Annotated in this window: 14 protein-coding genes; 11 read left to right on the forward strand and 3 right to left on the reverse strand. The window is 39.8% G+C overall.

Going from position 1 to position 11328, the window contains the following annotated elements; all coding sequences use genetic code 11:
• Nucleotides 1-155 precede the first annotated feature (155 nt).
• The 8 genes from JMX13_RS12980 to JMX13_RS13015 all read left to right on the forward strand — a co-directional run bounded on the left by JMX13_RS12980 (nt 156) and on the right by JMX13_RS13015 (nt 6137).
• Nucleotides 156-1550, forward strand: coding sequence for a serpin family protein (locus tag JMX13_RS12980; protein WP_201613187.1), 1395 nt, complete (start codon nt 156-158; stop codon nt 1548-1550).
• Nucleotides 1551-1598: 48 nt separating this feature from the next.
• Nucleotides 1599-2069 carry a DUF4825 domain-containing protein gene (locus tag JMX13_RS12985; RefSeq protein WP_201613188.1) on the forward strand — a complete coding sequence of 157 codons (471 nt, stop codon included), beginning with the start codon at nt 1599-1601 and terminating at the stop codon, nt 2067-2069.
• 87 nt (nt 2070-2156) lie between these two features.
• Nucleotides 2157-2729: a hypothetical protein gene (locus JMX13_RS12990; protein ID WP_201613190.1), complete on the forward strand. Its 573-nt coding sequence runs from the start codon at nt 2157-2159 to the stop codon at nt 2727-2729.
• 89 nt (nt 2730-2818) lie between these two features.
• Nucleotides 2819-4114 carry a serpin family protein gene (locus JMX13_RS12995; RefSeq protein WP_227686328.1) on the forward strand — a complete coding sequence of 432 codons (1296 nt, stop codon included), beginning with the start codon at nt 2819-2821 and terminating at the stop codon, nt 4112-4114.
• Between the two features lie 26 nt (nt 4115-4140).
• Nucleotides 4141-4647 (forward strand): hypothetical protein, encoded by a 507-nt coding sequence (locus JMX13_RS13000; protein WP_201613194.1) that lies wholly within the window; start codon nt 4141-4143, stop codon nt 4645-4647.
• A 102-nt stretch (nt 4648-4749) separates the two neighbouring features.
• Entirely contained in the window at nt 4750-5358 is a 609-nt protein-coding gene (locus tag JMX13_RS13005) for a hypothetical protein (RefSeq protein WP_227686329.1), read from the forward strand.
• A 59-nt stretch (nt 5359-5417) separates the two neighbouring features.
• Entirely contained in the window at nt 5418-5735 is a 318-nt protein-coding gene (locus JMX13_RS13010) for a hypothetical protein (protein ID WP_201613197.1), read from the forward strand.
• 210 nt (nt 5736-5945) lie between these two features.
• Nucleotides 5946-6137 carry a hypothetical protein gene (locus tag JMX13_RS13015; RefSeq protein ID WP_201613198.1) on the forward strand — a complete coding sequence of 64 codons (192 nt, stop codon included), beginning with the start codon at nt 5946-5948 and terminating at the stop codon, nt 6135-6137.
• A 5-nt stretch (nt 6138-6142) separates the two neighbouring features.
• Here the strand turns inward: JMX13_RS13015 and JMX13_RS13020 are convergent, their stop codons facing one another.
• Entirely contained in the window at nt 6143-6469 is a 327-nt protein-coding gene (locus JMX13_RS13020) for a hypothetical protein (RefSeq protein ID WP_201613199.1), read from the reverse strand.
• Between the two features lie 412 nt (nt 6470-6881).
• Nucleotides 6882-7139, reverse strand: coding sequence for a hypothetical protein (locus JMX13_RS13025; protein WP_201613200.1), 258 nt, complete (start codon nt 7137-7139; stop codon nt 6882-6884).
• Between the two features lie 127 nt (nt 7140-7266).
• On the opposite strand from JMX13_RS13025, the gene JMX13_RS13030 reads away from it, so the two are divergent.
• The 3 genes from JMX13_RS13030 to JMX13_RS13040 all read left to right on the forward strand — a co-directional run bounded on the left by JMX13_RS13030 (nt 7267) and on the right by JMX13_RS13040 (nt 10935).
• Entirely contained in the window at nt 7267-8631 is a 1365-nt protein-coding gene (locus JMX13_RS13030) for a serpin family protein (protein WP_227686330.1), read from the forward strand.
• Nucleotides 8632-8785: 154 nt separating this feature from the next.
• Complete coding sequence (locus JMX13_RS13035) at nt 8786-9847, forward strand: hypothetical protein (protein ID WP_201613201.1); 1062 nt, start codon at nt 8786-8788, stop codon at nt 9845-9847.
• A gap of 107 nt (nt 9848-9954) precedes the next feature.
• Complete coding sequence (locus JMX13_RS13040; RefSeq protein ID WP_201613202.1) at nt 9955-10935, forward strand: SEL1-like repeat protein; 981 nt, start codon at nt 9955-9957, stop codon at nt 10933-10935.
• Nucleotides 10936-11067: 132 nt separating this feature from the next.
• On the opposite strand, the gene JMX13_RS13045 is transcribed toward JMX13_RS13040, so the two are convergent.
• Nucleotides 11068-11328 (reverse strand): tetratricopeptide repeat protein (locus JMX13_RS13045; protein WP_201613203.1); only part of this gene is annotated, 261 nt, incomplete at its 5' end.

Consider the following 11328-nt stretch of genomic DNA (forward strand, 5'->3'; position numbering starts at 1 on the left):
CAAGGTTGGGTGGAGAATAATCTACCTAAGCTATTTCATGATATGGGTTGTACTAATTTTATTGTGGACTGACTATACCAAAATACCCTAAACGATTGTATAGAGATGATACTAGAATGGCATCATCTTAACTCTACATTATTAGTGAAGCAGATATGAAGAATAATCAGTATTGTTATCTTAAAAAAGCACATGGTAACCGTATCATAAGTGCATTGGCTATCAGTAGTCTATTATTTGTGGTCAGTGGCTGTGATAGCACTATGAAAGATTCTAAGCCTACTGACAGCGTAGCCAATACCGCATCAAACTTAGATAATATATCCTTGTCAGATAAGAATAAAAATAACTCCGATTATAAAGCCGTTAGCAAAGATGGCTTTATTGCTGCTGATGATTCCGCGTCAACCTCGAATGGCGTTATGCAAGTCATCAATGCCAACAACCAGTTCGCTGTTGATATGTATCAGCAGATAAATGGTCAACCTGACCAAGCAGATAAAAACGTATTTTTCTCGCCATATAGCCTGTCTACGGCGATGGCCATGCTGTATGCCGCAGCGGAAGGGGAAACAAAAGCGCAAATTCAGAAGACCTTTTATTATCCCTCAATGGATATTCTCAATCCCAATAGCGCCGCGCTCTATAATCAATTTAACAAACCCAATCCTGATTATAAGCTCGCCACAGTCAATGACTTATGGATGCAGCAAGGGCTAACACCTACTAAGTCCTATGTCGATGCCGTACAACGCTATTATGGCGGTCAAGTGACCATCCTTAATTTTAAAGGTAGTCCTGATCCTTCGCGGCTCATCATTAATAAAAAAATTGCTCAACATACCAATCAGATGATTCCTGAGTTACTACCAAAGGGAAGCATTCCATCTAGTGTTGTTGCAGTATTAACCAACGCGGTTTACTTTAAGGGCGACTGGAAAATGCCTTTTGAGGCAAATAGCACCTATGAGCAGCCTTTTTATCCCCTCACAGGCGAACCCTCTGATGTCAAAATGATGAATATGCAGGCTGATTTCGGCTATAGCGAGGACAAGCAAGTGCAGGTTGTGCAACTACCTTATAAGGGCGACCACTTGTCTATGCTGGTTGTATTACCGAAATCAAAAGACAAAGCCGCGATGCAGCAGCTAGTGCATGATTTGAGTGCTGATAAGATTAAAGAATGGAATAAAGATTTAGTCACTCAAGAAGTAAATATTTCCTTGCCAAAGTTTAAGCTTGCAGAGCGCTACGATATGAAAGGTTTGCTATCAAACATGGGTATGCCAAGCGCTTTTAAAGACAAAGCCAAATTCAAACTATTTGATGAGCCTCTAGCGATAAAAATTGATGATATTTATCATCAAGCAGTGGTCATTGTCGATGAAAAAGGGACCGAAGCGGCAGCAGCGACAGCCATTGTAGCAGTAGAAGCTTCTGCTCCTATAAATCAGCCAGTTAAGTTTACAGCCGATCATCCGTTTATCTTTATGATTAAAGACAATAAAACCGATGCGATATTGTTTTTGGGGCAAGTGAATAAGCCTTAAAAGAGCGAATGATAGCAATAAGACTTAACTGACTATTAATGAGATATTATGAAAAAAATACTTAAATTATTATCGTGTTCACTGTTAGTGATTTCCGTCGCCAGTGGATGTAATACGAAGACCACTGAAGAAGATGTGTTTCAATACAAGAATGCCTATGTTGGTGATAATAGTGCAGTCATCAATATTGTAAATCGCTCTATGCAATCAGATAACTTCAGGGGGCTCGAGCTTAAAACAAAAGAGACACCCTATGGGATCATCTTAAATTATGATGGGTCAGAGTCAGAAAAAAATGATAAAAGGACCGTGATATATAATGCCACTTACTTATTTGCGTTGATTCAAAATGCAGAGTGGATAACGTTTAATTTTAAACATCAAGAATATAAGATAACAAAGGACGCTCTAATAGAGTGGTACGGGGAAGATTTCAGCACATTCCAAAGTGAAGAGGAGCTAAAAACGTTAATACAAAAGAGATGGGATGATGAATACAAAGTTAATCAGTTATTTTAAAATCGCCAAATATACAGCTGCGTAGCTCCCTATACAGCAGCCGAAATAGAGCCATTCTTTTAATTATAATTTATTATTGAGCTCGATATGAAAAATGACCCAATTCGCTGCTTTAGATATGCAGCCCATAATCGTGTTATAAACGCATTAGCTATTACTAGCTTATTGTTAGTCGTTAGTGGCTGTAATACAAGCTCTATAGGCCATAGCGTTATAACTGAAACAAATAAAACACCTAGCGCTCAAACTATTTTAACGCCACCAAAAGATGACTCTAAAAAGGATATAGATGTTAATAGTATTAATAACCAAGCAAAATCTTTAAAATATTCTAAACTCGCTTTTTTTGAAACACAGAGACCCAAGGATGGTGAGGCGGTAGGAGGCTATACAGCCGCACTAAGTGGTAATTTAAGAGTAGAAGAAAATTGTGTAGTCGTTGTTTTAGAAAATGGGAGTGCCGTACAACCTATTTTCGCATCTTACACTGTGGTCTGGAATAATACTCAAAACATCTTAACTTATAATAGCAAGCAATATAGAGATGGGGATTATATTAGGTTAGGTGGCGGTGTTATACCAACTACTATAGCTGATACACTAACTAAAAGAACTATTCCAAATTGTCCTGATTCCATACTTTTTCTAGTGACTGGCTAAGGACTTCTAATGCTTGCTAAGCACTGAGAAAGTTAAATATGATTAGAAAGAACCGTTGTCTTTTTAAAGCTTTGAATTATAAAAGCGTTGTGAATACATTAGCGATTAGTAGCCTATTATTCGTAGTCAGTGGCTGTGACAGTAATATAAGAAATAATAGAACGGGTGCTGTAACAGATACCATTCCTCATAATCAGCCAACTATTAACTATCAAGCGCTTCCGATTGAGGTAAAGGCTTTGACCTCAACACCAGAGGGTATTGCTGAAGTCGTCACTGCCAACAATCAATTCGCCATTGATATGTATCAGCAGATAAACGGCAAGTCTGAGCAAGTAGATAAAAATATATTTTTCTCACCGTATAGCTTGTCTACTGCGATGGCCATGCTCTATGCCGCAGCCGAAGGGGAAACGAAAGCGCAAATTCAGAAGACGTTTCATTATCCAGGACCAGCTATCCTAAACCCTAATAGCGCCGCGCTTTATAACCAATTTAATACACCCAATCCCGACTACAAGCTTGCCACGGTCAATGATTTATGGATGCAACAAGGGTTGCGTCTCAACCAAAACTACTTGAATACTGTACAGCGTTATTACAGCGGCCAAGTGACCGCTCTTGATTTTGAAGACAGTCCTGATCCTGCGCGTCAGACCATCAATAAAAAGATAGCCGATAAAACCAAGCAGTTAATTCCTGAATTATTACCCAAGGGTAGCATTAAATCTGATACTGCCGTGGTGCTAACCAATGCCATCTATTTTAAGGGGAATTGGACCCTGCCTTTTACGGCTGAAAGCACCAGTACCCAGCCTTTTTATAATGCTATCGGTAGAGCCTCTACCGTCCAGATGATGCGGCAACAGTCTTATTTTGACTATTATGAGGACAAACATATACAGGTCGTGCAATTACCTTATAAAGGCGATGACCTATCTATGCTCGTAGTATTACCCAAACTCAATCATAAACTTGCTATGCAGCAATTAGCTAAGAGTTTAAGTGCAACTAAGATTAAGCAATGGCGTTCAGGCTTAGTAAGACAAGAGGTGAACCTTCATCTGCCAAAGTTTAAGTTAGATGCGCGTTATCAGATGAAAAAATTGCTCGCTGATATGGGTATGCCAAAAGCGTTTAATAATGGGGCTGAATTTAACTTATATGCTGATGGCCCACCGATAAAGCTCGATGAGGTTTATCATCAAGCGGTAGTCACCGTCGATGAAAAAGGCACGGAAGCGGCAGCAGCAACAGCGGCTGTAGGTATGTACACTGGTATGTCTTATCCCGTCGAATTTAAAGCCGATCATCTATTTATGTTTGTAATTAAAGACAATAAAACCGATGCGATATTATTTTTGGGTCAGGTGAATAAGCCGTAGCAATATTTATTTTGAAGAGATTAAACATGCAGCGTTTTCAATTGAATACCTTAAGTTGCTCGGCTGTTGTGATGACTCTATTGTTTTCAGGCTGTGCCGCTAAGGATGCGCCTGTAGATAAATCACTTCAGGAAAAAGAAAAAGTGTTGACTGAAGCTATTGAGGAGAAAATAGAGATCTTAGAATACAATCCTCCGGTATATGAAAGCTCAATAGATGACGGTACTCACATTACGGACGGTACGCTTCTGATTAAGGATAACTGTCTGGTCGTCCAACATGATATAGAGTTCTTCGGCGAAAGGAGTCGAGAAAGTGCACTGGTATTTCCAAAGAACACCACTCGCTTTTCTGACAATACTGTTTTGCGCCAAAATAGTTCATACGGTGTCCTTTTATACCAAAGTAGCCCATTTAGAGAATATAAAATAGGTGAAGGTTATAGGTTTCCCGGCCTCGCCAGTACCATTGACGATGAACGTATTAAACCTCAACCTAAATGCCAATTAGATAACGTATGGTTTGTGACCTAAAGGTGGAATGTTATGGATAAGGAAAAACATTAAATGCGTTTTTTATATCGCATACCTATTTTGATTATACTATTTTTGTCCATGCGAACTGTATGGGCTTGTATGCCGCATTCAGATGACGATGCATTTATTGCTCGTTTGCAATCATCGCAGCCCACGCTACTGGATAATCAGCAAAAAGGTTTTGACTTGCAATTTAGCAATCCACGCTTCATCTTTCGCACCCTTAAAATGTGGTTTTTCTATTCCAAACCTGAGCAATGGCAAACTCATTCTGACTTCAAAAGTATTCAGCCCAATGACTTAATTATTGGTTTGGCTTATAACCAAGATGGCGGGAAACCAGCAGACTATACGGTAGTATCACTGGCAACATTAGACTGTAAAGACGACAAATTAATAATTGGCAAACCTTTAGTGCCTTTTTTAGCATGGAACCGAGAAAACGGCAATTGCCGCCATGATAGCCACGATGGTATTGGCATACTAGATGGATTTATAGGAGAGGCTCAGGAATATTATTTACAGCAGCTGCAAGCCAAATATCCTACTTGCGATAAGCTGAACGCGGCGTTCCCTAGCGATGCTAATAAAAATGAGTTGAGCCATAGCACCGAGTCAGGCAGTACGCATAGTGCATCCAAACAATACAGCCACCCTCAAACATCATTTTGGGGAAAGGTTAAGTTATGGTTTGGGCAGTGGATATAACGCCCCTGTATTTAATGACAAACTGTGGAAACGTAAGCTATATAAAATAAGGAGTTGCAATGAATGCTTTATATAAAGTGACAGGCTTAATGATATTTGGTTTAAGTTTGATGTCTTGTGATGCGCTATATAGTACGAGTACGACTAAGAGCACAGCAGCGGACAATCATCTTAAGAAAGCCAAAAGCGGGTTAGACCAATCACTTGCCGCAACAGATATGAGCGACAGTGATTTCAATAAGTTAACCCAGGCCATACAACCAAACTTTTCAAATAAGCCGCTGCCACAATCCGACTTAACCTTGGCAGATAAGAATAAACGCTCTGATTGTGGTTTTGATATGCGCGTGGCTGATAAAGCAAAGCAGCTGACTTAAAGGGAGCTGTTAATCTAATACCATTGCTGATATCAACATTCATTTTTTATATTTTACTTACTGATCTGATATGATCAAACGGGTGCGCCTCCCAAGTAGGGAGTTGGAATTTAGCTGTAGGCTAATCAAATAAATGATTAAGATTGTTGAGACAGTCTCAGCATACCTCGTTAAGTACCTACCTTAAACGATTATAGAGAGATGATAACTATGATTATCCAAAATGAATGGGGCACTGAAGAAAAAAGTATCGCTCAAATTATTGAGGAGTTGAATACTTTTGAAGATCAAGAATTGATGGTTATGGTCTCAAGCGACGGTGGGGAGACGTTGAGACCGGTTAAGCTACTTGGCAAAGAATTTGATAAAGACAATAAAGCTTATTGCACCCTATTTATTTAAGTGTTTTAACCCTCATTAAGCCAATCTTTTATGAGACGCTTAATAAGCGGTAGAGATTCATATTGACTACTATAATAAATATCAAGCACTTCAACACTGCCTGACTCTTCATCGCCAAAATTACTGAGCCAGTAATCAATGAGATTCTCCTTACTCGAATCATAAGACAGTTTGATGGCCTTATCATTAGTTGGATTAATGAAGCTGACATTGTCATCAGTATCTAGCAATTTACCATCCGCCCCATGTCTATTGAAGTAGCTCTCCCAGCTGTCGGTTCCAACTATCTTTTTTATGGATTCCCACATTGCTAATGAATTAAGAGGTTTCATGACCTGCTCTGATTTGGATGGTTAATAATGATTTGCTGACTATAAAAAGAAGAGCGCGTTTAAAACAAATACTCTAGTAAGAAAGCATTGCGGAAACTACTGTTGAATATGCCGTACAAGAATACAAAGGTTGAGAACAGCCACATAATCGACAGGTAGAGTTTGTTTTGATCTGAAGTCCAGCCCCAAGAGCCAAATCTCTTTGTAATGTCAGAGAAAATAAGCCATCTGAAGAGTAAGCAAAGAAAAATATAAAGCACAATCCATTTAAGCATTCTACTGTCACCAGAGTTAATATTAAAATATAGCGTTAGCCAATTAGGTTCGTTCGCACCGTCAAAAATAAATACTACTTCTCACATTCTTACTTCTCACAGTCTTACTTGTCTTCAGACGTCTTATCTTCTACTGCTTATACGCTTTCATCTAATTCATGATTAACGTTTTCCAGCTTATCAAGTTTTTCATAGAATATTTGCTTCTCATTCCCTTGATTACTGAAAATCGTGAGGAAGCTGGAAATTTTATCGGCCGCAGGGCTATTTAGAATATCACCGTCACTGCTACTAAATGACTTGGTCTCTTTCACGCTTACGATATCTGAAAATATCCAAACTGCGGAAGCCAACACCACTAGTATAACCAGCCATTTCAACACAATTTTTTTCATAAATACTTCATACGCTTATTGCTGACTCATCTATTATCTCAGAACTTATTAGCATTTGTTTACTAAGTCAGTTTACACCCCTGTATATAATCAAAGCATCCTTCAAATATCAAAAGTATAAAACATTATGAATAACCACAACCCAATAAAAATTATGACGAACAAGCATATCGTCGGTAGTCTTGCCCTTAGCGGCTTAGTGTTAGCCATTACTGGCTGTAATAATAGCTTCGTAAACACCAAAGCTGCCCAATCAGTCACCAATATACCTTCCTTGTCAGACAAGACTAAAAAGCAGTCGGACTCTAAAGCTGATAGCAAAGATGTCCCTAATACTGCGGATGACTCTGTCTCAACATCTGAAGGTATAAGCGCCGTTGTCAATGCTAACAACCAATTCGCAGTGGCGATGTATCAACAGCTAAATGGTCAATCTAAGCAAGTGGACGCTAACGTATTCTTCTCACCTTATAGCCTAACCAGTGCCGTAGCCATGCTGTATGCCGCAGCGGAGGGTGACACCAAAGCGCAAATTCAAAAAACCTTCTACTATCCGTCTTTACCAATCCTGAATCCAAACAGTGCCGCCCTCTATAATAAATTTAACAAACCCAGCCCGAACTATAAATTGAACATCATTAATGACTTATGGCTGCAACAGGGTCGTACTCCCAACCAAGCCTATGTCGACACAGTAAAACGCTACTATGGTGGACAGATCAACACGCTTGATTTTAAAAACAACACCGCAGCTGCTCGACAAGTGATTAATGACAAGATAGCCAAACATACCAATCAGATGATTCCTGAACTGCTATCAAAAGAGAGTGTTCAGCCGAATACCTCGGCGATATTGACCAATGCAGTTTACTTTAAAGCGGATTGGTTCAGTCGTTTCACGGTCAGTGGTGATATGCCTTTTCATTATTTCGATGGTACAACCAGTGATGTAGATATGATGTTCCAGAATACTGAATTTAGGTATAGCGAAGATGAGCAAGTACAAGTCGTTGAGCTGCCTTATAAGGGCAATGAATTATCAATGCTAGTGGTTTTACCAAAGTCTAAAGAGCCGTCAGCCATGCAGACGCTTATCAAGAACTTGTCAACGACACAAATGACCGATTTGACCAAACGTCTAAAGCAGCAAGATGTCCTTCTGAATCTACCAAAGTTTAAGATAGATGAGGGCTACCCGATGAAGGCAGTGCTGACGGATATGGGTATGCCAAGCGCGTTTGGAAATCAAGCTAAATTTAATGTATTTACAGATAGCACGCCCATCGCCATTGACGATATTCATCATCAAGCAGTGATCGACGTTAATGAAATAGGAACAGAGGCGGCAGCAGTGACAGGCGTCGTTGCCGTAGACATATCTGGTTCTATGTATCCACCAGTCGCGTTTAAAGCCGATCACCCGTTTATGTTTGTGATTAAAGACAATAAAACCGATGCAATATTATTTTTAGGTCAGGTGAATAAACCGTAGCAAGATTGATTGGTAGTGGCAGGATAATAGAATTGGATAGTGAGGAATAGTGAGTAGGGGCATATCGCATTATGCAAACGTCACTCACATTTTATTTAGTTAGATTCCAGGCTGTTTTATACAGGGTATGATTATGCTTAAAGTACGCGCTCTTATGAATGTCAACGCTCTGATATTTCCTCTTACCATAAGCCTTGGTGGGGTAGTCGTTGGCTGTGCGAGTACGTCAACTTCACCGTTAAAACCTGGAAGCAGTAACGTTAGCCCTATTAGTAAAAACACTTTAAGCGATGCAGGTAAGCCAATTACCATTGATAATAGCCCAACAGGAGTCATATGGCAGGTTATGCCTGAAGCGCCTGGAAGTCTCATAGCACAGGGCAATGGCGTGTTTGTATCTCTAGTAGCACCTATAACTTCTCCCAAAGTGATTGCTGAAGTTGGCTATCAGCCCTATATTTCTGTTAATGGTCGTGATTGGACACCTGCTCCTTCAAGAATACCTGTGTCAGGAAGAAGCTTAATCTTTGCTGATGGATGGTTTTATGATGCAGGTGAGGGCGTACCACCATATAATAATACTGGCGTCATTGTACGTAGTAAAGATGGCATGAATTGGGAGAAGGTTTATTCTCAAGGCCGCAATCCTTTTACTAGCATTCGTTATCTAAATGGGCGATTTATCGCGACTGGTCAATACGGATTAGTAGCTACCAGTCGTGATGGTACGCGCTGGAGGCAACAAAAAATAAAAAATGTGTCTGCTTTTTACGATGCTGACTATTTCGCTGGTGAGTATTTACTAACGGGCGACGCTATGGCTCTTTATGCGTCTAATAATCTGACTAATTGGCGCGATTTATCCACTGAAAATCTATTAAGTGCAGGTCCACGCAATCTACAACACAATTCAGATATCCTATTATTACAAACTGATGGTTATCTTTATATTTACCATGATAAAAAATGGACATGTAATAAGCTACCAAAGGATGGCAGTAGATTTAATTATTACATCAGTAAGCTATCGCCCTCATCAGAGGATTTCGTTGTTACCAATAAAGATAAGCAAGTACTTCGATCAAAGGACGGGACGAATTGGCAGATGTTAAGTCAGCTCCAACCCGCTGATCATAATACTAGTTGTGAGTCACGTTGTATTATCTATGATTATCAGATTGTGAAATTACCGAAGATGGCTGCATCCTTCCCTTAAAAACAACACTTATAATTCGAAATTGAATGTGTCTGTCTGTGGTACACCCGATTAGATCAGCTGATAAACTATAGTGTTACCTTGATTAACGAACAGGACAAGCAGCTATGAAAAAAAGACTAGCAACATTTTTACTGACTGGCTTGATGCTCACAGGATGTCATAAAGTCATTGATACTCAGATGAGTAGGCCTCAAAACGTAGTTTCAGCCGTAAAATCAGCTGTTGAAAAAGAATTTGAAGACCTTACAGTACAAGCCAATGAAGGCAATGCTGAGGCTCAATATAGCCTTGCAGTAATGTATGACGATGGCGAAGGTACAGGCGAGGATAATGCTAAGGCCATTGAATGGTATACAAAATCTGCTAACCAAGGATATGATCTTGCCCAATACAACCTTGCCATAATGTATGACGATGGCGAAGGGGTAGATGAGGATCACTCTAAAGCTATTGAATGGCTCACAAAATCTGCTAACCAAGGCTATGCTAAGGCCCAATACGAACTTGCTTGGGCTTACTACAATTACGATGGCACAGGTACAAGTGAAGACTACGATAAACATGAAGAGTGGAGCATAAAAGCTTTTGACCAAGGAGTTGGACCAAGGAAATTCATCAATGGCGTACCGCATCGAAAGAGCGGTCGTGTGCGTCAAAATGATGCCAAAGTCGTTGAGCAGTGGCAGAAATTAGCTAACCAAGGTGATGTTGAAGCTAAATTCAACATTGGTAACGCTTACTACGAGGGTAAAGGGGTACGTCAGGATTATCCTAAAGCTATCGAGTGGTATACAAAAGCCGCTGACCAAGGATATGTTCCTGCCCAATACCAACTTGGAACAATATATAGCTATGGCGAAGGTGCACGTAAGGATGATTATCAAGCCGCTAAGTGGTATCTAAAAGCCGCCAATCAAGGCGATGCTAGATCTCAATATAACCTTGGTATGATGCACCTCAATAGCATAGGAGCACGTCATAGAATAGGCGCACGTCGAAATATAGTTATAGCGAAAAAGTATTTTATCAAAGCTTGTGAAAATGGATATCAATTGGGCTGTAAAAACTCAAATATATCAGAATAGGTATTTAGAAGCCTTTTAATTCATAGTGTAGAAAATAAACAGATGGCTGTGCGGCCAGTTTTTTAGGGCTTTCTTGATTATAAATATTCTCTATACCAACAATCGGTTTCTAAAGTGGGTGAATTAACAACTTTACTCCTTAAGTTTTTGATAATCATCGCAACCATCTTGATAGCCTTTATCACAAGACTTACCAAGCCACTCTTTTGCAGAAACGATATTCTGTTTTACCCCTTCTCCTTTGGCGTACATTACCCCAAGATTGCGTTGAGCTATAGCATGCCCTTGATTGGCAGATTTTTGAGTCCATTCAAATGCTTTAGTATAATGTTTGGGAACGCCTTTGCCTTCGGCATATATCACCCCAAGGCTATATTGAGCTGCAGCATCACC

This window comes from Psychrobacter immobilis, from assembly GCF_904846285.1.
GTDB lineage: Bacteria > Pseudomonadota > Gammaproteobacteria > Pseudomonadales > Moraxellaceae > Psychrobacter > Psychrobacter immobilis_D.

Excerpts from the sequence above, each read along its gene's own strand:
- JMX13_RS13005 (WP_227686329.1), top strand. The coding sequence starts at position 4,750 with ATGCCGCATTCAGATGACGATGCATTTATTGCTCGTTTGCAATCATCG.
- JMX13_RS12990 (WP_201613190.1), top strand. The coding sequence starts at position 2,157 with ATGAAAAATGACCCAATTCGCTGCTTTAGATATGCAGCCCATAATCGT.
- JMX13_RS12980 (WP_201613187.1), top strand. The coding sequence starts at position 156 with ATGAAGAATAATCAGTATTGTTATCTTAAAAAAGCACATGGTAACCGT.
- JMX13_RS13000 (WP_201613194.1), top strand. The coding sequence starts at position 4,141 with ATGCAGCGTTTTCAATTGAATACCTTAAGTTGCTCGGCTGTTGTGATG.
- JMX13_RS13025 (WP_201613200.1), bottom strand. The coding sequence starts at position 7,139 with ATGAAAAAAATTGTGTTGAAATGGCTGGTTATACTAGTGGTGTTGGCT.
- JMX13_RS12985 (WP_201613188.1), top strand. The coding sequence starts at position 1,599 with ATGAAAAAAATACTTAAATTATTATCGTGTTCACTGTTAGTGATTTCC.
- JMX13_RS13035 (WP_201613201.1), top strand. The coding sequence starts at position 8,786 with ATGAATGTCAACGCTCTGATATTTCCTCTTACCATAAGCCTTGGTGGG.
- JMX13_RS13030 (WP_227686330.1), top strand. The coding sequence starts at position 7,267 with ATGAATAACCACAACCCAATAAAAATTATGACGAACAAGCATATCGTC.
- JMX13_RS13010 (WP_201613197.1), top strand. The coding sequence starts at position 5,418 with ATGAATGCTTTATATAAAGTGACAGGCTTAATGATATTTGGTTTAAGT.
- JMX13_RS13040 (WP_201613202.1), top strand. The coding sequence starts at position 9,955 with ATGAAAAAAAGACTAGCAACATTTTTACTGACTGGCTTGATGCTCACA.
- JMX13_RS13020 (WP_201613199.1), bottom strand. The coding sequence starts at position 6,469 with ATGAAACCTCTTAATTCATTAGCAATGTGGGAATCCATAAAAAAGATA.
- JMX13_RS13015 (WP_201613198.1), top strand. The coding sequence starts at position 5,946 with ATGATTATCCAAAATGAATGGGGCACTGAAGAAAAAAGTATCGCTCAA.